The organism is Achromobacter kerstersii (assembly GCF_902859595.1).
GTDB classification, from domain to species: Bacteria; Pseudomonadota; Gammaproteobacteria; order Burkholderiales; family Burkholderiaceae_B; genus Achromobacter; species Achromobacter kerstersii.
This window is the reverse complement of the sequence record NZ_CADIJQ010000008.1, coordinates 1-21,069: the sequence shown is the minus strand read 5'-3', so window position 1 is coordinate 21,069 and position 21,069 is coordinate 1. Positions and strand designations below refer to the sequence as shown.

The window sequence follows — 21,069 nt, the reverse complement described above, 5'->3', positions numbered from 1 at the left end:
AATCCCTGTCTTCGTTCCCTCTTACTCCGCCTCGCATCCATGTCCTCTTCCGATAAGCCATCCGTCTCCATGCGCGAACGCTCGCGGGCTATCTATCCCGCCCTGTCCTGGGTGTGCCGCGACCCTGGCCGTTTGATCGCGTTCGGCTTTGGCAGCGGCCTGATCCGCCCGGCCTCTGGCACCTGGGGCACGTTGCTTGCTTGGGGCATCTGGATGGCGGCGGCGCCTGCGGCGTCGGATCTGGCCATTGGCGTGTTCCTGGCGCTGGCCTTTTTATACGGCTGCTGGGCCTGCCATCGTGTGGGCCGTGAACTTGGGCAGTCGGATCATGTCGGAATGGTCTGGGACGAGATGGTGGCGTTCTGGCTGGTGCTTTGGCTGACGCCCGCAGGCTGGTTGTCGCAGTTGCTGGCGTTTGCGCTGTTTCGCACTTTCGACATCGTCAAGCCGCCACCCATCAAGTTTTTTGACGCCCACATCAAGGGCGGCTTCGGCGTAATGTGGGACGATATCGTCGCCGCCGGCTACGCCTTGCTGGTCATGGCATTGATTGCACGCACAGGAGTCTTGGGATGAGCGAACCGCAAGGAACCACCCGTTCGAATTTATCGGCGGAGCAGTTGGCGGAAGCCACCATCGTGGGTCTGGCTGAACGGCTGGGCGACGCCATGCGCCGCCATGGCTGGATGTTGGGCACGGCGGAGTCTTGCACGGGCGGCCTGCTGGCCGGCGCGATGACGTCGGTGGCCGGTTCCAGCGACTGGTTCGAGCGCGGCTTCGTCACCTACAGCAACGACGCCAAGGTGACGGAACTGGATGTGTCGCCCGATACTCTGCATCACTTTGGGGCGGTCAGCGAACCCGTGGCGCTGGAAATGGCCAACGGCGTGTTGCTGGTGTCACCCGCCGCGCACGTGGCCGTGTCCACCACCGGCATCGCCGGGCCGGGCGGCGCCACGCCGGGCAAGCCGGTGGGCATGGTGTGCTTTGGGTTTGCGATGCGCGTGGGCGAAGGCATCACCAGCCGCGCCGTCACGCACGTGTTCCCCGGCGATCGCACGCAGGTGCGCCACGCGGCGGTGGAATTTGCGCTGCGAGGGGTGTTGGAATTTCTGGGCGCGCCGGTGAATCGGCGCTAAGCGGCACTGAGCAACACGACATGCCGCCGAACGACGCTAAGCCGCGCTGAAAAAAACGGGTTGCACGCATGCAACCCGTTTTTTTTGGCGACTGCGCTGGGATCAACGCACCGCGTTGATGGCGTCGCGCAGGCCCATGGCGGCGCGGCCGGCGGCCTCGCGCCAATCGTCGCCGCCGCTGGCGTAAATGATGGCGCGTGACGAATTGATCATCATGCCGCTGCGGGCGGCATTGGCGCCGGCGTTCACGGTGGCGGTGATGTCGCCGCCTTGCGCACCGATGCCCGGCACCAGCAGGGGCAGGGCGTCGCCGATGCGCTGGCGAACCGCCGCCAGCTCGTTCGGGAACGTTGCGCCCACCACCAGGCCGCACTGGCCGTTGGCGTTCCACTTGTCGGCCACCAGGCCTGCCACGTGCAGGTACAGCGGCTCGCCGTTATCCATCTTCAGGAATTGCAGATCCGAACCGCCGGGGTTTGACGTGCGGCACAGCACGATCACGCCACGGTCACGCCACGCCAGGTAGGGCTCGACCGAGTCCAGGCCCATGTAGGGGCTGACCGTCAGCGCGTGCGCCTGATAGCGTTCGTAGGCTTCGCGGGCGTAGTTTTCGGCGGTGGAGCCGATGTCGCCACGCTTGGCGTCCAGTACGATCGGCAAGTCGGGGTGCTTGTCGCGGATGTGCTGGCACAGCGCTTCCAGCTGGTCTTCGGCGCGGTGCGCGGCGAAGTACGCAATCTGCGGCTTGAAGCTGCATGCGTACGGCGCGGTGGCGTCGACGATGTCGCGGCAGAACTGGAAGATGGCGTCCGGCTTGTCCTGCAATTCGCGCGGAAAGCGTTGGGGGTCGGGGTCCAGGCCCACTTGCAGAAGCGAGTTGCTGGTGGTCCAGGCGTGTTCGAGTTTTTGCAGGAAATTCATGGGGGAGTTCAGTGCAGTTTGACCCGGGGGCGCGTGCGCCGCATGAGCAGGCGAGCCAGGGCCAGGGAGGCGGTGCGTGAGATACCGAGCACCGCTTTGTGGTGCATCAGGTGCAGGCTCATGTACATCAAGCGCGCCAGTGTACCGCTTACGAACAGTCCCCGTCCGGCGAGCTTGCCCATCAGGGAACCCACGCCCGCGTCCTGGCCCAGCGACACGAGCGACCCGTGATCCTGGTAGACGTAGGGGCCGGCCGGTTCCGCCGAGCGGCGCAGGCGGGCGGTGAGCTTCTTGGCCAGGTAATCGGCCTGCTGGTGCGCGGCTTGCGCGCGGGCAGGCACGGTGCGGCCGTCACGCCAGGGTACCGAGCAGCAATCGCCCAGCGCCAGGATATGCGGGTCGGCCGTTTCCAGCCGTTCGTTGACTTCCAGCTGGCCCAGCTTGTTCAGCGGCAGGTCCAGGTCGGCCAGCAGGGCGGGGCCTTTGATGCCGGCTGCCCACATGCACAGCTGCGCGGGAAATTCGCGGCCGTCGGCGGTCTTCACGCTGTTGGCGGTTACTTCCGATACGCGGCACGCCGTTTCCACGCCAATGCCCAGCTCGGTCAACCGGTTGGTGGCGGCTTCCGAGATTTTCTCGGGCAGGGCCGACAGAATGCGCGGCGCGCCTTCAACCAGCGTGATCGCCAGGTCGCGTTCCGCACGGAAGTTAGGCAGGCCGTAGGCGCTGACCACATGGCTGGCTTCGGTCAGCTCAACCGCCAGTTCAACGCCCGTGGCGCCGCCACCCACAATCACCAGGTCCAGCCGGGCGGACGGGTTGCGCACCTTGGCCAAGTCCACCTGCGCCATGGCTTTCAGCATGGTCAGGCGGAATTGTTCAGCGTTTTCGGTGGTGTCCAGCGTGACGGCGTGTTCGGCCGCGCCGGGGGTATTGAAGAAGTTGGACGTGCTGCCCAGGGCCAGCACCAGCGTGTCGTAGCCCAGGTCGCGGCGCGGCAGGACTTCCTGGCCCTGCGAGTCGTTCACGGCATCCACCACGATCTGGCGGCGCGCGCGATCCACGCTCAGCAAGCGGCCCTGCGCGAACGAAAAGCCGTTCATGTGGGCCAGCATCAGATAGGACAAGCCTTCCTGGTGGATATCCAGCGTGCCGGCGGCCGCTTCGTGCAGCGACGGTTTCCAGATATGGAATGGACGGCTGTCGACCAGCGTCACGTGTTGCCGGCCGTGAATGCGGCCAAGCTTTGCGGCCAGTTCCAGGCCGCCCGCGCCACCGCCAACGATGACGATGCGCTCAGAGGGTGCTGACGTCGAATTAGGCATCATGGCTCCCAGTATAAAGAGCGGCGCACCCCCCATGGGGCGCCACCCGTATCAATGCATGGCGAAACGGCTAATGGCAACGCCTATCCAGACCGCTCCGGCGAAGATCAGCAGCAGCATCACCGCTGCGCTGCCCAGGTCCTTGGCGCGCCCCAGCAAGGGGTGGCGTTCCACGGACAAAGCATCGGCCAGGGCTTCGATGGCGGAATTCAGCAGTTCCGCCGCCAGCACCATGATGACCGTGCCAACCAGAAAAAAGACCTCGACCGTGGTCCGCCCCAGGAAGAACGCCGCCGGAATCATCAGCACGGCCAGCGCCAGTTCCTGGCGGAAGGCCGCTTCATATTTGACGGCGGCCTTCAGGCCCTGCCAGGAATAACGCAGCGCATTCAAGATGCGGCGCGCGCCGCCGCTGCTTTTAAAGGGCGAGTGTTGCGGGTCGTGGGTCATGGTTGCGAAAGAGGGCCGGGTGTGGCGGCTTTTTAACAGATAAGGGTTGCCCGCGTGATGCGAAGCAGGGCTATGGGCAAACCCTAATTGTGACCCAACGACAGCAGGCGCAGGATTCTGGTCAATTGGTAAGGCCACTTTACCTTTTCGTCCTGTCAGCCAGCTGTATCCCCAAGGCTTCCCGCCCCATGCCGATTCAGACCATCGAGCCGCGACGTTTGTACCGCCAGATTGCCGACCAGTTGCGTCTGCTGATCGAGGCGGGCGAATTTCCCGTGGGCGCGCGGCTTCCCCCGGAGCGAGATCTGGCGTTGAAGCTGGGCGTGTCGCGCCCGTCGGTGCGCGAAGCGCTGATCGCACTCGAAGTCGAAGGCTGGGTGGAAGTGCGCATGGGTTCCGGCGTGTACGTGCAGAGCCTGGCCGGCGCGCCGCGCGCGAGCCTGACCGCCGAAAGCCCGCTTGAAACCATCCGCGCACGCTGGACCATCGAAGGCGAACTCGCCGCCCAAGCCGCCCGCCATACGGCGCCGGCGCTGGTGGATGGCCTGCTGGAAGCCGTAGGCGCCATGGAAGAGGAAGCCCGCGCAGGCTACGTGCCCATCCGCGGCGACCGCCTGTTTCACTTGCGCGTGGCCGAAATGGCCAACAACGCCGTGCTGGTGCGCGTGGTGGGCGAACTCTTCGACGAACGCCACAACCCCCTGTCCGTGAAGCTGGGCGACTACTTCGAAAACCCGGACAGCTGGGCCGTCGCCATTACCGAGCATCGCCGCGTCATCACCGCCATCGCGGCGGGCGACGAAACCGCCGCGCGCGCCGCGATGCATCACCATCTTTCCTGCTCGTTCGACCGCTTGACCGCCAGCTGGCCAGGCGGGGCCGAGACGATGCGCGTGGATAGCAAAGAGCCGGCGGCGTCCTGACGCCACCGGGGAACCGTAGTCGCAGTACGAAGGTGCAACCTGTAGGTGATATCCCGATGTGAAACATAAAGCGGGCCGGCTCACAACAACATTCGCCGCGTCCGTTACCTCAAAGAGAGGAGACAACATGAATCGAGGCAACGCTATCAAAGTGCTGTTTGCCGCCGTCGCGCTCGCCGTCAGTGGCAGCGCGCTGGCGCAAACCAAGCTGAAATGGGCGCATGTGTACGAGACTTCCGAACCCTTCCACACCTCGTCGGTGTGGGCGGCGCAGGAAATCGAGAAACGCACGAACGGCCGCTATCACATCGATGTCTACCCCGCCTCTCAGCTGGGCAAGGAGAACGACATCAACCAGGGGCTGACGCTGGGCACGGTGGACATGATCATCTCGGGTTCCAGCTTCGCCGCCAAGAGCTTTCCCCGCATCGGCGTCACCTATTACCCCTACACCTTCCGCAGCCCCGAGCACCTGATCGCCTACACCAAGAGCGATATCTACAAGGAGCTCACGGGCGGCTACGACGAAAAAAGCGGCAACCACATCGTCGCCACCACCTACTACGGCACGCGCCAGACGACATCGAATCGCGCCTTCACCAAGTGCTCGGAAATGAAGGGCATGAAGATTCGCGTGCCGGACGTGGCGGCCTACCTGGCCATGCCGCGCGCCTGTGGCGCCAACACCGCGCCCATCGCGTTCGCCGAGGTGTATCTGGCCTTGCAGAACGGCACGGTGGAAGCGCAGGAAAACCCGCTCACCACCATCGAAGCGAAGAAGTTCTACGAAGTGCAGAAGAACATCATCCTGACGGGCCACATCGTTGACCACCTGAACACGGTGATCTCGGGCAAGTTGTGGAAGAGCTTGTCTGATGAAGACAAGAAGATCTTCGCGGAGGTTGCGCAGCAGGCAGCGGAAAAGGCGTCATCCGAAGTTGCCGACAGCGAAAAGAAAATGGTCGAAGTGTTCAAAAAGCGCGGCTTGAACGTGGCCGAAGTCAACGTCGACGACTTCCGCAAGACCGTGCTGGAGAAGGTGCCGTTCGAGCAGTACGGCTATCAGAAATCGGATTGGGAAAAGATCCAGGCGGTGAAGTAAGCCGCGGCGGCGGGCCGTGTTGGCCCGCCGTTGCCGGCCACCGTTTGATACCCGGCGCTCGATACCCGATTCCGACCAGGGGAACTTCATGCACGTGAACGCAAAAGCGGCGCCCATGGCGGCCGTCAACCATGGCCCGACCCCGGCGCCCGGCCACGCCGCGTCGCCACCCGGCCCCCATCAGTCATCCGTCGACGAGATCGTCCATAGCTTCGAAGAGGCCGACCATCACGAAGTCAGCCTGGCCGGCTACGCGCCCGAAGACTGGATCTGCCTGGCGATATTCTGGACGATGGCGGGGCTCGTCTTCCTGCAATTCTTCTCGCGCTACGTGCTGAATGATTCGTACGCGTGGACCGAAGAGTTGGCGGTGTATTGCCTGATTGGCGTGGTGTTCCTGGGCGCTGCGATGTGCGTGCGCGCCTGCCGCCATATTCAGGTGGACTTCCTGTACCGCTACCTGCCCAAACCCGTCAGCCGCGTGCTGTCTACGTTGATCGACGTGTTGCGCACGGCCTTCTTCGGCTATGCCGTGTGGCTGACGTATCGCTACATCGTGCTGGTGGGCGACGAGCCCATGACCACCTTGTTCTGGAACAAGTCCTACGTGTACTGGGTTGCGCTGGCGGGTTTCGTCATGATGTTCCTGCGGTCCCTTCAAGTGTCCGTGCAGAACTGGCGGCAGGGCTATTCGATTCTGGAAAACCCGGCGGCCTACGAGTCGCTCGACTGAACGGCGCGCCGCGCCACACCCTTATGTATCCGCAGTGCCATTCCAGGAGCGACTCATGGGCACACTGATTGGAACCTTTCTGCTGTTGATGATTCTGGGCTTGCCGGTGGCGGTGTCCATGGCAGGCGCATCGCTGTTGTTCGTATTGATCTCGGGCAGCGTGCCGGATGTGGTGGTCGCGCAGCGCATGATTGCGGGCGTCGAATCGTTTCCCTTGCTGGCCGTGCCGTTCTTCATTCTGGCCGGCAACTTGATGAACATCGCCGGCATCACCGGCCGCATCTATAACTTTGCGGTGGCGTTGGTGGGCTGGATGCGCGGCGGGCTGGGGCAGGTGAACATCATCGGCTCGGTGGTGTTTGCCGGCATGTCCGGCACGGCCATTGCCGACGCCGCGGGGCTAGGCACCATCGAAATCAAAGCCATGAAAGATCATGGCTACGAAACGGAATTCGCCGTCGGGGTGACGGCGGCCTCGGCCACGCTGGGCCCCATCATTCCGCCGTCCTTGCCCTTCGTTATCTACGGCATGATGGCCAACGTGTCGATTGGCTCGCTGTTCCTGGCGGGCTTGTTGCCGGGCGCGGTGCTGACCATCCTGATGATGCTGACCGTGGCCTATTACGCCCGCCGTAATAACTGGGGCGGTGACGTGGCCTTCAACTGGAAGCGGCTGGGCGGCGCGGGCCTGGAAGTGCTGATTGTGCTGTCGTTTCCTTTGTCGATCTGGCTGATGACGCTAGCCGGCGTGTCGCCCAACGTGGCCACTGGCATTGCATTCGTGGCGCTGCTGGCGCTGGATTGGCGCTTCAACTTTTCTGCGGTGATGGCGTTGATGGCGCCGGTGATCTTGATTGGCGGCATGACGCTGGGCTGGTTCACGCCCACCGAAGCCGCCGTGGCCGCGGTGATCTGGGCGTTGTTCCTGGGCTTGGTGCGCTATCGCTCAATGACATTCAAGACCTTGGCCAAAGCCACCTTCGACACCATCGAAACGACCGCCTCTGTGTTGTTCATCGTGACGGCGGCATCCGTCTTCGCGTGGCTGCTGACCACCACGCAAGCCGCGCAAACGCTGACCGACGCCATTCTGAGCGTGACGCAGAACAAGTGGGTGTTTCTGCTGATGGCGAACGTGCTGATCCTGATCGTCGGCTGCTTCATCGACACCATCGCCGCCATCACCATTCTTGTGCCGATCCTGCTGCCCATCGTGTTGAAGCTGGGTATCGACCCGATCCACTTCGGTCTCATCATGACCTTGAACCTGATGATCGGCCTGCTGCATCCACCAATGGGCATGGTGCTGTTCGTGCTGGCGCGGGTGGCGCGGCTATCGGTTGAACGCACCACGATGGCCATTCTGCCGTGGCTGGTGCCGCTGTTCGTGGCGCTGATCGCCATTACCTACATCCCGCAGATCACGCTGTGGCTGCCCACCGCCATGGGCATGGCCGGCAAATAAGGAGCGCGTACTCATGTCGCAAAGACTGCAAGGCAAGACCGCCATCGTTACCGCCGCCGGCCAAGGTATCGGCCGCGCGGTAGCGGAAGCGTTTGCGCGCGAAGGCGCGGATGTGCTGGCCGTGGACATCAATGCCGACGCGTTAGGCACGTTGTCGGGCTGCCGCACCCAAGTGGTGGATGTGACCGACGGCCGCGCCATTCAAGCGCTGGTGGAGGGCGCGGGGCCGGTCAACGTGCTGTTCAACGGCGCGGGCTTCGTACACGCCGGCACCATTCTGGATTGCGATGAAGACGCGTGGGATTTTTCGTTCAATTTGAATGTGCGGTCCATGTACCGGCTGATGCGCGCCTGCCTGCCCGGCATGCTGGCGCGCGGCGGCGGCTCGATTGTGAACATGGCGTCGGTAGCGGGCAGCATCAAAGGCGCGCCGAACCGCTGCGCGTATGGTGCGACCAAGGCCGCCGTCATCGGCTTGACCAAGGCCGTGGCCGCCGACTTCGTGGCCCAGGGCATCCGGTGCAACGCCATCTGCCCCGGCACGGTGGAATCCCCATCGTTACGGCAACGCATTGACGCGCAGGCGCAGGCCAGCGGGCAGCCCGTCGCCGCCGTCGAAGCAGCGTTCACCGCCCGCCAACCGATGGGCCGCATCGGCCGCACCGAAGAAATTGCCGCGCTGGCGGTGTATCTTGCCAGTGACGAATCCGCCTTCACCACCGGCACCACGCAGGTGATCGACGGCGGCTGGTCCAACTGACCGCACCCATTTTTCGCAACAAGGAACCGATATGAAATTGATGCGTTATGGCGCCAAGGGCGCCGAGAAGCCCGGCCTGATCGACAAGCAAGGCAATGTGCGCGACCTGTCTGGCGTACTGCCCGACATCACCGCCGACACGCTGGCCGGCGCGCGGCTTGCCGAACTGCGCGCGCTGGACCCGGCATCGCTGCCTCTGGTGGCCAACCCCGGCCGCGTCGCGCCGCCGTGGCGTGGCATGGGCAAGTTCATCTGCATCGGCTTGAACTACGCCGATCACGCCGCGGAATCCGGCCTGGCCGTGCCGGCCGAGCCCGTCATCTTCATGAAGCCGACGTCCGCAGTCGTGGGCCCGAACGACCCGGTCGTGCTGCCGCAGGATTCCGTCAAGACGGATTGGGAAGTGGAGCTGGGTGTGGTCATCGGCGAACGCGCGCGCTACGTCAGCGAGGCCGACGCCATGAAGCACGTGGCCGGCTACTGCATCGTGAACGACGTGTCTGAACGGGAATATCAAATTGAACGCGGCGGCACGTGGGACAAGGGCAAGGGCTGCGATACCTTCGGCCCCATCGGCCCGTGGCTGGCCACGGCGGACGAGATCCCCAACCCGCAAGACCTGGAGATGTGGCTGGAAGTGAACGGCAAGCGTTTTCAGAACGGCAGCACGCGCACGATGGTGTTCGGCGTGGCGCAACTGGTGGCGTACGTCAGCCGCTTCATGACGCTGTATCCGGGCGATCTCATCAGCACGGGCACGCCGCCCGGCGTGGGCATGGGGCAAAAGCCCGCGCCCGTGTACTTGAAATCGGGCGACGAAATGAAGCTGGGCATCGCAGGGCTGGGTGAACAGCGCCAGCGCGTGCATGCCTGGGACCCGGCGCTGATCGATGGGTAGCCTCGTCAAGCCCTCCCATGAAGCCCCCGTCTGCAATTTGCGATGACCCTTCCCCGTCGATTTCGGTGAAGGTCATCGCCCCGCGCACCCCTTAACTTTCCGGAGGTCTCATGTCCCACGCAGACATGGCAGTGATACGCATCCACCCGGCGGACAACGTCGTGATCGCGCGGCGGCAACTCGTCAGCGGCACGCGGCTGGAAGGCGAAGGGGTGACGGTGCAGGGGCTGGTGCCGCCCGGTCACAAAGTGGCCGTGCGCGCCATCGCGGCGGGCCAGCCGGTGCGCCGCTACAACCAGATCATTGGCGTGGCGCGGCAAGACATCGCGCCGGGCCAGCACGTGCATACGCAGAACCTGGAGTTCTCGGACTTCGAACGGGACTACGCGGTGGGGCAGGGCGCGCATCCCACCGACTACGTGGCGCAACCCGCCACCTTCGACGGCATCGTGCGCGCCGATGGCCGCATCGCCACGCGCAACTACATCGGCATCCTGACCAGCGTGAACTGTTCGGCCACGGTCGCGCGCGCCATCGCCGACCACTTTCGCCGCGACATCCATCCTGAAGCACTGGCGTCCTGTCCGAACGTGGACGGCGTGGTGGCGCTGACGCACGGCGCGGGCTGCGCCACCGGCAGCGAAGGCGAACCGCTGCGCGTGTTGCGCCGGACCTTGGGCGGCTACGCGCGGCACGCCAATTTTGGCGGGCTGATGGTGGTGGGGCTGGGCTGCGAAACGAATCAGATCGGCGGCCTGATGGAACAAGAGGGCTTGCGAGAAAGTGGCTTGCTGCACACCTTCAACATTCAGGACACGGGCGGCACACGCAAGACGGTGGCGCGCGGCATCGAACTGGTGGAGCAAATGCTGGAGCAGGCGAACCAGGTGCGCCGCCAGCCGGTGCCCGCCAGCCACCTGACCGTGGGCCTGCAATGCGGCGGCTCTGACGGCTATTCGGGCATCAGCGCCAACCCGGCGTTGGGCGCGGCGGTGGACTTGCTGGTGCGCCACGGCGGCACCGCCATCTTGTCGGAAACGCCCGAGATCTATGGCGGCGAACACCTGCTGACGCGCCGCGCTGAAACCCCAGCCATTGCCGACAAGCTGCTGGCGCGCGTGCGCTGGTGGGAAGACTACTGCGCCCGCAACGACGCCGAGATGGACAACAACCCGTCGGCCGGCAACAAGGCAGGCGGGCTGACGACCATTTTGGAAAAGTCGCTGGGCGCCATCGCCAAAAGCGGCACCACGAACCTGACCGACGTGTTCGAGTACGCCGAGCCCGTGCGCACGCGCGGGCTGGTGTTCATGGACACGCCGGGCTACGACCCCGTGTCCGCCACGGGCCAGGTCGCGGGCGGCGCCAACCTGATCTGCTTCACCACCGGGCGCGGTTCGGCCTACGGCTGTGCGCCCGCGCCGTCGTTGAAGCTGTCGACCAATACGGCGTTGTGGCAGCGCCAGTCGGACGACATCGACATCAATTGCGGTGAAGTCGTCGACGGCGCGCAAAGCGTGGCGCAGATGGGCGAGCGTATCTTCCAGCTGATGCTGAAAACCGCGTCGGGGCACCGCACGCGCAGCGAAGAACACGGCTATGGCCAAAACGAATTCGTGCCTTGGGCGTTGGGCGCGGTGATGTAGCGGCGGCATCGTGGGCGCCGCCGTTGCATTTGGTCACTGTCGCGGTGTCGAAGAAAACGGCGTCTACGGATATCCTCATCGCGCGCCGACTGGCCGGTCATCCGACAGGTGCATGGCGCCTTACGCCATTGGTCAACCATGCTTGAACGTTTGAATACGGAGTCGTTGCCGCGCCTGCCCGCAGACGTGGAAAAACCCCTTTATGACCGCAGCCGCCTGACGCCCGGCATCGTGCATCTGGGGCTAGGCGCCTTTCACCGCGCGCATCAGGCGGTGTTGACGGATCTGGCGATGCAGGCCAGTGGCGATTTAAGTTGGGGCATTCTGGGCGTGTCGCTGCGCAGCGCCGCCACGCGTGACGCGTTGACGCCGCAAGACGGCCTGTACACGCTGGCGCTACGCGACGGCGGCCCCGACGGCAACACGCGCGAACAGCTGCGTGTGGTGGGCTCGGTGCTGCGCGTGATGGTGGCCGAAGAAGACCCCAACGCCGTTTTAGAACGCATTGCGTATCCGCAAACGCGCATCGTGAGCCTGACCGTGACGGAGAAGGGCTACAGCCACGAACCCGCCACCGGCTACCTGCGCTGGGACGATCCGGACATTCTTCACGACCTGGAAAACCCGCATCGTCCGCGCAGCACGATCGGCATCCTGGTCTACGGGCTGGCGCTGCGCCGCGAGCGCGGCCTGCCGCCGGTCACCTTGATGTCGTGCGACAACCTGCGTGGCAACGGCGACATGCTGCGCAGCCTGGTGCTGGCCTTTGCGCTGCGTGTAGACGTGGCGTTGACGGCGTGGATCGACACGCACTGTACGTTTCCGAATTCCATGGTCGACCGCATCGTGCCTGGCACCGATGACGAAGACCGTCAGCGCATCACCGGGCGTCTGGGCGTGGAAGACGCCTGGCCCGTGGTGGGCGAGCCCTATCTGAACTGGGTGATCGAAGACAAATTCGCCGCCGGCCGGCCCGCCTGGGAGACCCAAGGCGGCGCGACCTTCGTGCGTAACGCCGCGCCATACGAACGCCTGAAGCTGCGCATGGTGAACGGCCCGCACTCCACCTTCGCCTATCTGGGCGCGCTGCTGGGGCACGAGACGATCAGCCAGTCGGTCCAGACCCCGGCGCTGCGCGACTTTGTCGACGCGATGATGCGGCTGGAAATTGCGCCCACGTTGAAGGGCATTCCGGACAGCGGGCTGGAGGAATATCGCCGCCGCTTTTTGGCGCGCATCGCCAACGCGGCGCTGCGGCACCCGACGCCGCAGGTCGCCATGGACGGATCGCAGAAATTGCCGCAACGGCTGCTGGACACGATCCGCGACCGGCTGCGCACGGGCGACGACATCCAGCGCCTGACGCTTGCGGTGGCGGCGTGGCTGCACTATCTGCGCGGCGTCGATGAGCAGGGCGGGCGCTACGTCATTCAAGACCCGCTGGCGGCGCGTCTGGCCAAGCTGATGTCGCGCGCCGATGTGGCGGCGCGGGCATCGGCGCCGTCGGCTTCCGCGCACCGCCGGGCGATGGTGCTGGCGAGCTTTAAACCGGTGTTCGGCGAGTTGGGCAAATCGCCCGAATTCGTCGAGGCGCTGGCGACCCATCTGGAAACCCTGCGCGAGCATGGCGTGATGCACGCCGTGGAGGCCGCAACTTAAGGAGCGCTGCATGCATGCGGAAAGCCGAGTGGACGCCGTTGAATGGGAACGCTGGGGCAACGATTGCCTGCGCGTGCAGGGCTTTACCGACGATGATGCGCGCTGCCTCACGGCCAGCCTGGCGCAAACCAGCCTGTGGGGCATTGATTCCCATGGCATCGCGCGGCTGCCGCATTACCTGAACCGTGTCGCGCAGGGCTCCATCCTGGCGCAGCCGGACATACGTATTGAACGTACCGGCCCCGGCACCGCGCAGCTGCATGGCGGACAGGGGCAGGGCATTGTGGTGGCGCACCGCGCCAATGCGCTTGCCATCGAACTTGCGCGCGAGGCGGGCATCGCGGCCGTCGGCGTCAGCGATTCGTCGCACTGCGGCGCGGTGGGTCTGTATAGCCGCGCGGCGGCGCGCCAGGGCTTGATTGGCATCGCCTTCACGCATTCGGATTCCATCGCCGCGCCTTTCGGCGGCCATCAGGCGTTCTTCGGCACCAACCCCATTTCGCTGGCGTTCCCGCGCGCGGGCGCCGAGCCGTTGTGCCTGGACATGGCCACCACCGCCATTCCGTGGAACCGCGTCATGAACGCGCGGCGTGACGGCGTGGCCTTGCCGCCCGGCGTGGCGCTGGATGCGCAGGGCCAGGATTGCACCGATGCGGAACAGGTACGCGCATTGCGGCCCTTGGGCGGCGAGGAATACGGCTACAAGGGCTACGGGCTGGCGATGATGATCGAGCTGCTGTGCGGGCCGCTGAACGGCAATCCGTTCGGCCCGCATATTTCGCCGATGTACGCCGAGTTGGAGCGGCCGCGCGAGCTTGGCGCGTTCTTCATCGTGATCGACCCGGCGCGCTTTGCTGGCGGTGCGGCGTTGGCGGGTGTGGTCGCGGCGATGGCGATGGAGTTGTCGCAAGCACCGGGCGCGCCACGCCTGCCGGGCGACCCGGAAGCCGTGGCGCAGCGTGTACGCCAACGCGACGGCATCCCCGTGCCGCCTGCGCTATGGGACGAGATACAGGCGTGGAGCCAGCGGCTGGGCGTGGCGCCGCCGGTGCGAAGGCCGTAGCTGCGGCAGCCGATGCTGCGGCGGCCGATGCCACTCCAGGCATTGTCGTAAGACGAGCGCCCCGGTTAAACACCCAGGTATTGCAGCAGCCGGGGCTCGTCATCCAAAAACGCCTGCGACGATCCGGTCCATGCCACGCGGCCCTTTTCCACGATGGCGTGATGGTCGGCCGTGGCCAGCAGCGGTTCCAGGTTTTTGTCGATGCACAGCACCGCCAGCCCGGTCTGCTTCAAGGTGTCCAGCGCGTTCCAGATTTCTTCGCGCACGACGGGGGCCAGGCCTTCGGTGGCTTCGTCCAGAATCAGCAGCCGGGGGTTGGTCAACAGCGCCCGCCCGATGGCCAGCATCTGCTGTTCGCCGCCCGACAGGTGGCTGCCCAAGTGCCGCGCACGTTCCGACAAGCGCGGAAACAACGCGTAGACGCGTTCCAGCGTCCACGGTTGCGCGGCGCCTTGGCGGTTGTGGGCGGTGGCGATCAGGTTTTCGCGCACCGACAAGTTGGGAAAAATATGCCGGCCTTCGGGCACCAGGCCAATGCCGCATTGCGCGACCTTATAGGCGGGCAGCCGGCTGATGTCGCGCCCGTCGAAGGTGATGGTGCCTTGGGTGGCGCGGGTCAGCCCCATCACCGCTTTCACGGTGGTGGACTTGCCCATGCCGTTGCGCCCCAGCAAAGTCACGAACTCGCCGGGGCCGATATCCAGGTCGATGCCGAACAGCGCCTGGCTGGCGCCATAGTGTGCGGTCACGCCGCGTAGCGATAGCAGCGCGCTCATGCGGCGGTCTCCTGCGGGTGTGTTGCTTTGGCATTGGCGTTGACTCTAGCTCTGGCGCTGGCTCTGGCTCCGCCGCTTCCCCGTTCACTGCCCAGATAGCATTCGCGCACCTGTGCGTTGTTGCGAATCTCGTCCGCCGTGCCGCACGCCAGCGCGCTGCCGTAGACCAGCACGGTGATGCGATCAGACAGCGCGAAGACGGCTTGCATATCGTGTTCGACCAGCAGAATCGTGTAGTGCCCGCGCAGTTGCAGCAGCAGGCGGGTCATGGCTTCGGATTCGTGCTGGCTCATGCCCGCCATCGGTTCGTCCAGCAACAGCAGCGACGGTTGGCAGGCCAGCACCATGGCCAGCTCCAGTTGCCGCAACTCACCATGTGCAAGCTCGCCCGCAGGGGTGTGGGCGCGGGCGGATAAGCCAGCAAGCGCCAGCGCATCGTGGGCGGGTTCGGTCAGCGCCGCGGTGGACAGCACGGGCGTCCAGAACCGAAAGCTGTGGCCGCGCCGCGCCTGCACCGCCATCACCACGTTTTCCAGCGCGGTGAAGGGCTTGAAGACCGAGGTGATCTGATACGAACGCGCCAGGCCGTGGCGCACGCGCTTTTCCACCGGCATGCGTGTGATGTCGCGGCCGTTGAGCAGCACGCGTCCGGCGTCGGGCCGTAGTTCCCCGCTGAGCTGGCCGATCAGCGTGGTCTTGCCCGCGCCGTTTGGCCCGATCACGGCATGCAGTTCACCCGGCAGTACATTCAAAGACAGCTTGTCGGTGACGGTCAGGCCGCCATAGCGCTTGACCAGATTGTCGACTTGCAGCGCGGCGCTCATCGCGTTTCTCCTGATGGCGTGCGCAGTGGCGCGGCGCGCTTGCGCCACGGCGTGTCGCGCAAGTTTCCGTACACGCCCCGGCGCGATACCAGCACCACGCCCACGATCAGCAGGCCCATGATCAGCATCCAGTGGCCGGTCAAGAGCTTCAGGCCTTCTTCCAGCAGCAGGAACGTCAGCGCGCCGACGACCGGCCCGAACAGCGTGCCGATGCCGCCCAGCACCACCATCACAATCAGTTCGCCGGACGTCGTCCACGCCAGATAGGATGGCGACACGTACATCGTCAGGTTCGCCAGCAGCACGCCGGCCACGCCGCAGATCATGGCTGATATCACGTAGGCCGCCAGCCGGTAGCGCAAGGTGGGAAAGCCCAGTGCGCGCATGCGCCGTTCATTGGCCTGGCAGCCGCGCAACGCCATGCCGAATGGCGCGTGGATCAGGCGGTGCATCAGCCACAGCACGGCCAGCATGACGCCAAATGCCGCGTAGTACAGCGCAAGCGGCGTATCCAGGCGGAAGAGGCCGAAGTCGCTGCCGGCGAACAGTGACATGCCGTCGTCGCCGCCAAAGCCATCCAGCCCCGTCGCCAGAAAATAAAACATCTGCGCAAACGCCAGCGTGATCATGATGAAGGCAATGCCAGACGTGCGCATCACCACGTAGCCGCTGACAAGCCCAACGACGGCGCACGCGCCCAGCGCGCCCGCCAGATGCAGCCAGCCGCTTTCAATGCCGTAGTGCGACATCACGCCGACGGAATACGCGCCCAGCCCCAGGTTCAACGCGTGGCCAAAGCTGACCATGCCGCCAAACCCCAGCAGCAGATTCAACGCCAGCGCCGCCACGCCGTAGACCAGCACGCGGCCGAATAGCGCCAGCAGAAAAGGTTCGCCCTGCCATTGCGCGTAGGCGGGCACCAGCGCCAGCAACAGCAACAGGGCGGTGGCGACGAGGGTGCGCGGAGAGAACTGAAGCATGGTGTTCTCCTTATCCGTGCTTGACGGGAAACAGGCCTTGCGGCCGCATGGCCAGCACCAGCGCCATCACCACGTAGATCAGCATCGACGCAATGGCCGGGCCTGCCGCGTTGGCGGCGGCGGGCGGCAAGGCGGCGCGCAGCAAGGTCGGCAGCAATGCGCGGCCCAGCGTGTCGATCAGCCCCACCATCAGCGCGGCCAGAAACGCGCCGCGCACCGAGCCGATGCCGCCGATGACGATCACCACCAAGGTCAGGATCAAAATGGGTTCGCCCATGCCCGTCTGGGCCGACAGGATGGGTCCTGCCATCAGCCCCGCCAAACCCGCCAGCACCGCGCCCAGCACGAACAGCAAGGTGTTCAGCCGCGCGATGTTCACGCCCAGCGCGCCCACCATCATGCGGTCGGTGGACCCGGCGCGAATCAGCATGCCCAGCCGTGTGCGGTGGATCAGCACATAGCAGCCGGCCGCCACCAGCAAGCCCACCACGATGATCAGGAAGCGGTACAGCGGATACGTGACGCCCAGGATGTCGATGGTGCCCGACAACCACGACGGCAGGCCCATGCTGATGGGCGCCGGCCCCCAGATGATGCGCGTGAGCTCATTGAAGAACAGGATCAAGCCGAAGGTGGCCAGCACCTGGTCCAGGTGTTCGCGCGGATACAGGCGCGCCAGCGCGATGCGGTCCAGCAGCAGCCCAAGCGCCGCCATGCCCGCGATGACGGCGGCGGCAGCCAGCAGGAATGAGCCGGTGTGACGGAACACGGTGGCCGCGATGAATGCGCCCATCATGTAGAGCGAACCGTGCGCCAGGTTAATGAAGTTCATGATGCCGAACACCAGCGTCAGGCCGGCCGCCAGCAGGAAAAGCAGAATGCCAAGTTGCAGGCCGTTCAAGGTCTGCACCAGCAGCAGCGTCATCGACATGGCAATTACTTCATGACGCACTGGGCGGCGTACTGGTCCGAGACCTTGGCCAGGTCCGGAAAGATCGGGCCTTTGTTCACGAACGCCACCTTGCCATCCGCGCCCGCTTCGACGTCGGCGCGGAAGAAGCCGGCCACCGGGAAGTGATTGGGCTGATAGCGGAATTCGCCGCGCACCGAGGGGAAGTCAGCGGCTTCCATCGCTTTGCGCAAGGCGTCTTTGTCGTCGGTCTTGCCGCCGGTTTTCTTCAGCGCCGAGCCGATCAGCTGCGCGGCATCGAACGATTGCGCGGCGTAGCTGGACGGCTCGCGGCCGTATTTCTGGCGGAACGCTGCGGCAAACGCCTTGTTGGCGGCGTTGTCCAGGTCAGGCGAGTAGGGCACGTTGGTGACGGCGCCCAGCGCATCTTTTTGCAGGGCGGGCAGCGTGGCGCCGTCGATGGTGTCCACCGACAGCAGCGGAATCTTGCCAAAGAGCCCGGCCTGGCGATACTGCTTGATGAAGTTCACGCCCATGCCGCCGGGAAAGAAAACGTAGGCGGCGTCGGGTTTGGCGTCGGCCAGCGCGGCCAGTTCCACCGAGTAGTCGGGCTGGTTGACCTGCGTGAACACTTCGTTGGCGATGTCGCCTTTGTAGAAGCGCTTGAAGCCGGCCATGGCGTCTTTGCCGGCCTGGTAGTTGGGCGCCAGCAGATAGACTTTCTTGAAGCCCATCTGGTTGGCCATTTCACCGCTGCCTTCGTGGCGCTGCGTGTTGTTCCACGACGTTGAGAAGAAATACGGCGAACAGTCTTTGCCGGCCAGATTGGTGGGGCCGGCGTTCGAGCCCACCAGGAACACGCCAGCGCTGGTGACCGGGCGCACCACGGCAAGCATTACGTTGGAATACACCACGCCGGTGATGATCGGCACTTTGTCGCTTTGCACCAGCTTGCGCGCGGCCTGCACGCCCACTTCGGGTTTGAACTGATCGTCTTCCTTGATGACCTGCACCGGCACGCCGCCCAGCTTGCCGCCGCCTTGGTCCACGGCCAGCATGAAGCCATCCAGCTGGTCCTGGCCGAGCACGGAGCCGGGGCCGGTCAAGGTCGTCAACAGGCCGATCTTCACATCGGCCAAGGCAGTGGCCGATAGCGTCAAGCCCACAACCGCGGCGGCGGTCAGCATGGAGGTGCGTGTCATGATGGTTTCCCTTGAGTTGCCGTGTGTCACGGTCGTGGTGTGGTGCTGCGTTGCGTTGCGTTGTGCTGTGCTGCGCCGTCGTGCGTGACGTGTTACGCGTTCAGGCCGAAGAACGTCATCGTGTTGCGGAACAGAATCTTCTGCTGCACGCCCGGCACCAGCTCGGCATGCGTGACCAGGCGGCCGACTTCCTGCTCGCCTAGCGGGTAGGGGTAGTCGGAGCCGAGCAGCACGCGGTCTTCGCCCATGACGTCGATCAAGAGGCGGAGCGCGTGCGGGTCGAAGACGGCGCTGTCGGTGTAGAAGCGGTCGGTGTAGGACGAGGGCAGTTGCGGGCAATCTTCACGGACGATGTCGCGATGCCGCCAGGCGTTGTCGACGCGGCCCAGCAGGAACGCGAAGCTGCCGCCGCCATGCGCGAAGCACAGCTTCAGGCTGCGGGGAATGCGTTCAAACGCGCCGGACAGAATCAACGACAGAATGCCCAGCTGCGTTTCGGCGGGCATGGCGACCAGCCACGGCAGCATCCATTTCTTCATGCGGCCGTCGGTCATCATGTCCCACGGATGGACGAGCACGGGGATGTTGTCGTGGGCGCAGTGGATCAGAAACTGCACGAGCGTGTCATCGTCGAGATCGCGTGGGCCGACGTGGTTGCCGATCTGCACGCCCAGGTGCCCTGCTGCGCGCGCACGCGTGGCTTCCTTGCATGCCAGGTCCAGGTCTTGCAGCGGCACTTGCGCCAGCGCTTTCAAGCGCGTCGGCGCATGCGCGCAGTGTTCCAGCGCCAGGTCATTCATGCGCGCCGCCCAGTCAGCCGCGGCCTGCGCGGGGTAGGTGTAGCCGAACATGATGGGCGTGGCGCACAGGATCTGTAGGTCGACGCCGTGGCGGTCCATCTGTTCGATGCGCAGCGCCGGGTCCCACAAGGTGGCGTCAACGGGGCGGAACGGCCGGTCGCCCGCCATGATCTGGCCGGTGGAACCGTCGCCATCGGGGCGCAGCCAGGGCGCGTTGACGGGATCAAGCGCCGCCGCTTCCTGCCGCGTGATGGGCGGAAAGAAGTGGGCATGCATGTCGATTTTCTGAATCATGGGAACGGCTTCGCTGGGTGGTGGCGTTAGGCGGGTGTGGCGTGTTGGGTGGGGTGGGGCTGCTGTGTGTGGCCTTTGCCGGGGTGGACTTCACCGCAGCCGGGGCAGGTGCGTTGTTCGGTGCTGGCGTAGAAGGCCTGGAACAGCGGCGGCAGGTCGGTGACGATGCTCTTTAGCTGCACTTCGACGCGATGCACGAGGTGGCCGCAATGTGGGCAATACCATTCGAAGCCGTCAAGCATTCCCAAGGGGCGCTGACGTTCGATGACGAGACAGGCGCTGTCGGCTTCGGGGCGTTGCGGGGAATGGCGGACGTGTGGCGGCAAGAGGAAGATGTCGCCTTCTTTGAGGTCGACACGTTCGGGTTTGCCGTCGACCCAGAGCGATAGCCAGGCGTTGCCTTTGATCTGATAGAAGAATTCTTCCAGCGGGTCGTCGTGATAGTCGGTGCGATGGTTCGGGCCGCCCACGACGGTGACGATGAAGTCGGCGTCTTGCCAGATCTGCTGGTTGCCAACCGGCGGCTTGAGAAGATGAGCGTGGTCTTGAATCCAGCGCTGGAAATTCAATGGCGGGCCGTAGGCGGGCATGTTGCTCTCCGGGTGGGGGATATGGGGAGTCTAGGGGGCGGGGCGAGTTGGGGGTAATAGAAATTGTCGGGGTGGGTATTCTGGTTTTCTATTGCGGGTTTTCCTTGATGGGAGTGGGTTGGGGTCTTGAGGTGGGATGGGGTTGGAGTGGGGGCTTTAGGCGTTTTGTGTGGTGGGGTTGGATTTGGGTTCTTTAGGCGTTGTGTGCCGTGGGGGTGGATTTGGTTCTTTAGGCGCACTGTGCGTTGGGGGCCTGGGGTGCGCGGGTCAACGATTGCGGTCCGGAGCCTTCGCTCCGGACTGCCCCTGCGTCATCCTCGTACGCCTTCGGCTCCCTACGGATTCCCTCGGGCGCATCGACTCCCCGCGCACCCCAGGCCCCCAACGCACAGTGCTCCGCCAGCGGCAATTTCACAGTCGCGGGGCAGAGTTGTGTGCTTAGGGTTCTTGCCGCCAGTGGGGGGGGGGAAGATCTTGCGGGGCTTGCCCCAGGCCGGCTGTGGTGGTCAAGTTTTAGTGGACACGTCGATAGGTGTTTTTTGGACGCTGGCTGGCTTCATAGGCAGCCGGCGTCAGATAGCCCAGCGTAGAGTGCAGCCGCCGGGTGTT

At 64.8% G+C, this 21,069-nt stretch carries 21 protein-coding genes; 11 read left to right on the top strand and 10 right to left on the bottom strand.

Features of this window, described 5'->3' with window-relative positions; translation table 11 throughout:
* The first annotated feature begins 69 nt into the window (after positions 1–69).
* A complete protein-coding gene (locus HV765_RS21435) occupies positions 70–576 on the top strand; it encodes a phosphatidylglycerophosphatase A family protein (RefSeq protein WP_175171034.1) in 507 nt (168 codons plus the stop codon).
* A complete protein-coding gene (locus HV765_RS21430) occupies positions 573–1,139 on the top strand; it encodes a CinA family protein (protein WP_054423120.1) in 567 nt (188 codons plus the stop codon). The genes HV765_RS21435 and HV765_RS21430 overlap by 4 nt, the downstream gene beginning before the upstream one ends.
* A gap of 102 nt (positions 1,140–1,241) precedes the next feature.
* Here HV765_RS21430 and pyrF read toward each other — a convergent pair whose 3' ends face one another.
* Genes pyrF through HV765_RS21415 form a run of 3 tightly spaced genes read right to left on the bottom strand, consistent with a single transcriptional unit; the run spans position 1,242 to position 3,835 of the window.
* Positions 1,242–2,060, bottom strand: coding sequence for an orotidine-5'-phosphate decarboxylase (gene pyrF / locus HV765_RS21425; protein ID WP_006227618.1), 819 nt, complete (start codon positions 2,058–2,060; stop codon positions 1,242–1,244).
* 8 nt (positions 2,061–2,068) lie between these two features.
* Positions 2,069–3,388: an NAD(P)/FAD-dependent oxidoreductase gene (locus tag HV765_RS21420; protein ID WP_175170883.1), complete on the bottom strand. Its 1,320-nt coding sequence runs from the start codon at positions 3,386–3,388 to the stop codon at positions 2,069–2,071.
* A gap of 48 nt (positions 3,389–3,436) precedes the next feature.
* On the bottom strand, positions 3,437–3,835 hold the full coding sequence (locus HV765_RS21415; protein ID WP_054423118.1) for a diacylglycerol kinase: 399 nt from the start codon (positions 3,833–3,835) through the stop codon (positions 3,437–3,439).
* 188 nt (positions 3,836–4,023) lie between these two features.
* On the opposite strand from HV765_RS21415, the gene HV765_RS21410 reads away from it, so the two are divergent.
* From HV765_RS21410 to HV765_RS21370, 9 genes are all read left to right on the top strand, one after another.
* Positions 4,024–4,758: a FadR/GntR family transcriptional regulator gene (locus HV765_RS21410; protein WP_054423117.1), complete on the top strand. Its 735-nt coding sequence runs from the start codon at positions 4,024–4,026 to the stop codon at positions 4,756–4,758.
* Positions 4,759–4,885: 127 nt separating this feature from the next.
* On the top strand, positions 4,886–5,860 hold the full coding sequence (locus HV765_RS21405) for a sialic acid TRAP transporter substrate-binding protein SiaP (protein WP_175170882.1): 975 nt from the start codon (positions 4,886–4,888) through the stop codon (positions 5,858–5,860).
* Positions 5,861–5,948: 88 nt separating this feature from the next.
* On the top strand, positions 5,949–6,593 hold the full coding sequence (locus HV765_RS21400; protein WP_175170881.1) for a TRAP transporter small permease: 645 nt from the start codon (positions 5,949–5,951) through the stop codon (positions 6,591–6,593).
* A 55-nt stretch (positions 6,594–6,648) separates the two neighbouring features.
* Positions 6,649–8,058, top strand: coding sequence for a TRAP transporter large permease (locus HV765_RS21395; RefSeq protein WP_006227624.1), 1,410 nt, complete (start codon positions 6,649–6,651; stop codon positions 8,056–8,058).
* 13 nt (positions 8,059–8,071) lie between these two features.
* The gene (locus HV765_RS21390) at positions 8,072–8,818 is read left to right on the top strand and encodes an SDR family oxidoreductase (protein WP_054423116.1); all 747 of its coding nucleotides are present in this window, start codon (positions 8,072–8,074) and stop codon (positions 8,816–8,818) included.
* Between the two features lie 31 nt (positions 8,819–8,849).
* A complete protein-coding gene (locus tag HV765_RS21385) occupies positions 8,850–9,716 on the top strand; it encodes a fumarylacetoacetate hydrolase family protein (RefSeq protein WP_175170880.1) in 867 nt (288 codons plus the stop codon).
* Between the two features lie 110 nt (positions 9,717–9,826).
* Positions 9,827–11,362 carry a UxaA family hydrolase gene (locus HV765_RS21380; RefSeq protein ID WP_175170879.1) on the top strand — a complete coding sequence of 512 codons (1,536 nt, stop codon included), beginning with the start codon at positions 9,827–9,829 and terminating at the stop codon, positions 11,360–11,362.
* Positions 11,363–11,500: 138 nt separating this feature from the next.
* Positions 11,501–13,021, top strand: coding sequence for a mannitol dehydrogenase family protein (locus tag HV765_RS21375; protein WP_175170878.1), 1,521 nt, complete (start codon positions 11,501–11,503; stop codon positions 13,019–13,021).
* Positions 13,022–13,031: 10 nt separating this feature from the next.
* Positions 13,032–14,084, top strand: a complete 1,053-nt coding sequence (locus HV765_RS21370; RefSeq protein ID WP_175170877.1) for an Ldh family oxidoreductase — start codon at positions 13,032–13,034, stop codon at positions 14,082–14,084.
* Positions 14,085–14,149: 65 nt separating this feature from the next.
* Here HV765_RS21370 and HV765_RS21365 read toward each other — a convergent pair whose 3' ends face one another.
* From HV765_RS21365 to HV765_RS21335, 7 genes are all read right to left on the bottom strand, one after another.
* Positions 14,150–14,860: an ABC transporter ATP-binding protein gene (locus HV765_RS21365; RefSeq protein WP_054423109.1), complete on the bottom strand. Its 711-nt coding sequence runs from the start codon at positions 14,858–14,860 to the stop codon at positions 14,150–14,152.
* Positions 14,857–15,684, bottom strand: a complete 828-nt coding sequence (locus tag HV765_RS21360; RefSeq protein WP_254600670.1) for an ABC transporter ATP-binding protein — start codon at positions 15,682–15,684, stop codon at positions 14,857–14,859. Before HV765_RS21360 ends, HV765_RS21365 begins: the two co-directional genes overlap by 4 nt.
* Positions 15,681–16,664 (bottom strand): branched-chain amino acid ABC transporter permease, encoded by a 984-nt coding sequence (locus HV765_RS21355; protein WP_175170876.1) that lies wholly within the window; start codon positions 16,662–16,664, stop codon positions 15,681–15,683. The genes HV765_RS21360 and HV765_RS21355 overlap by 4 nt, the downstream gene beginning before the upstream one ends.
* Positions 16,665–16,674: 10 nt before the next feature.
* Positions 16,675–17,595: a branched-chain amino acid ABC transporter permease gene (locus HV765_RS21350; protein ID WP_175170875.1), complete on the bottom strand. Its 921-nt coding sequence runs from the start codon at positions 17,593–17,595 to the stop codon at positions 16,675–16,677.
* 5 nt (positions 17,596–17,600) lie between these two features.
* The gene (locus HV765_RS21345; RefSeq protein ID WP_175170874.1) at positions 17,601–18,776 is read right to left on the bottom strand and encodes an ABC transporter substrate-binding protein; all 1,176 of its coding nucleotides are present in this window, start codon (positions 18,774–18,776) and stop codon (positions 17,601–17,603) included.
* 92 nt (positions 18,777–18,868) lie between these two features.
* Positions 18,869–19,870: an amidohydrolase family protein gene (locus HV765_RS21340; protein ID WP_054423099.1), complete on the bottom strand. Its 1,002-nt coding sequence runs from the start codon at positions 19,868–19,870 to the stop codon at positions 18,869–18,871.
* 26 nt (positions 19,871–19,896) lie between these two features.
* Positions 19,897–20,460 (bottom strand): 3-hydroxyanthranilate 3,4-dioxygenase, encoded by a 564-nt coding sequence (locus tag HV765_RS21335; RefSeq protein WP_175170873.1) that lies wholly within the window; start codon positions 20,458–20,460, stop codon positions 19,897–19,899.
* Positions 20,461–21,069: the final 609 nt, after the last annotated feature.

Bases quoted from the DNA above. Each gene is read 5' to 3' on its own strand.
- HV765_RS21435 (WP_175171034.1), top strand. From the start codon at position 70: ATGCGCGAACGCTCGCGGGCTATCTATCCCGCCCTGTCCTGGGTGTGC.
- HV765_RS21430 (WP_054423120.1), top strand. From the start codon at position 573: ATGAGCGAACCGCAAGGAACCACCCGTTCGAATTTATCGGCGGAGCAG.
- pyrF (WP_006227618.1), bottom strand. From the start codon at position 2,060: ATGAATTTCCTGCAAAAACTCGAACACGCCTGGACCACCAGCAACTCG.
- HV765_RS21420 (WP_175170883.1), bottom strand. From the start codon at position 3,388: ATGATGCCTAATTCGACGTCAGCACCCTCTGAGCGCATCGTCATCGTT.
- HV765_RS21415 (WP_054423118.1), bottom strand. From the start codon at position 3,835: ATGACCCACGACCCGCAACACTCGCCCTTTAAAAGCAGCGGCGGCGCG.
- HV765_RS21410 (WP_054423117.1), top strand. From the start codon at position 4,024: ATGCCGATTCAGACCATCGAGCCGCGACGTTTGTACCGCCAGATTGCC.
- HV765_RS21405 (WP_175170882.1), top strand. From the start codon at position 4,886: ATGAATCGAGGCAACGCTATCAAAGTGCTGTTTGCCGCCGTCGCGCTC.
- HV765_RS21400 (WP_175170881.1), top strand. From the start codon at position 5,949: ATGCACGTGAACGCAAAAGCGGCGCCCATGGCGGCCGTCAACCATGGC.
- HV765_RS21395 (WP_006227624.1), top strand. From the start codon at position 6,649: ATGGGCACACTGATTGGAACCTTTCTGCTGTTGATGATTCTGGGCTTG.
- HV765_RS21390 (WP_054423116.1), top strand. From the start codon at position 8,072: ATGTCGCAAAGACTGCAAGGCAAGACCGCCATCGTTACCGCCGCCGGC.
- HV765_RS21385 (WP_175170880.1), top strand. From the start codon at position 8,850: ATGAAATTGATGCGTTATGGCGCCAAGGGCGCCGAGAAGCCCGGCCTG.
- HV765_RS21380 (WP_175170879.1), top strand. From the start codon at position 9,827: ATGTCCCACGCAGACATGGCAGTGATACGCATCCACCCGGCGGACAAC.
- HV765_RS21375 (WP_175170878.1), top strand. From the start codon at position 11,501: ATGCTTGAACGTTTGAATACGGAGTCGTTGCCGCGCCTGCCCGCAGAC.
- HV765_RS21370 (WP_175170877.1), top strand. From the start codon at position 13,032: ATGCATGCGGAAAGCCGAGTGGACGCCGTTGAATGGGAACGCTGGGGC.
- HV765_RS21365 (WP_054423109.1), bottom strand. From the start codon at position 14,860: ATGAGCGCGCTGCTATCGCTACGCGGCGTGACCGCACACTATGGCGCC.
- HV765_RS21360 (WP_254600670.1), bottom strand. From the start codon at position 15,684: ATGAGCGCCGCGCTGCAAGTCGACAATCTGGTCAAGCGCTATGGCGGC.
- HV765_RS21355 (WP_175170876.1), bottom strand. From the start codon at position 16,664: ATGCTTCAGTTCTCTCCGCGCACCCTCGTCGCCACCGCCCTGTTGCTG.
- HV765_RS21350 (WP_175170875.1), bottom strand. From the start codon at position 17,595: ATGTCGATGACGCTGCTGCTGGTGCAGACCTTGAACGGCCTGCAACTT.
- HV765_RS21345 (WP_175170874.1), bottom strand. From the start codon at position 18,776: ATGACACGCACCTCCATGCTGACCGCCGCCGCGGTTGTGGGCTTGACG.
- HV765_RS21340 (WP_054423099.1), bottom strand. From the start codon at position 19,870: ATGATTCAGAAAATCGACATGCATGCCCACTTCTTTCCGCCCATCACG.
- HV765_RS21335 (WP_175170873.1), bottom strand. From the start codon at position 20,460: ATGCCCGCCTACGGCCCGCCATTGAATTTCCAGCGCTGGATTCAAGAC.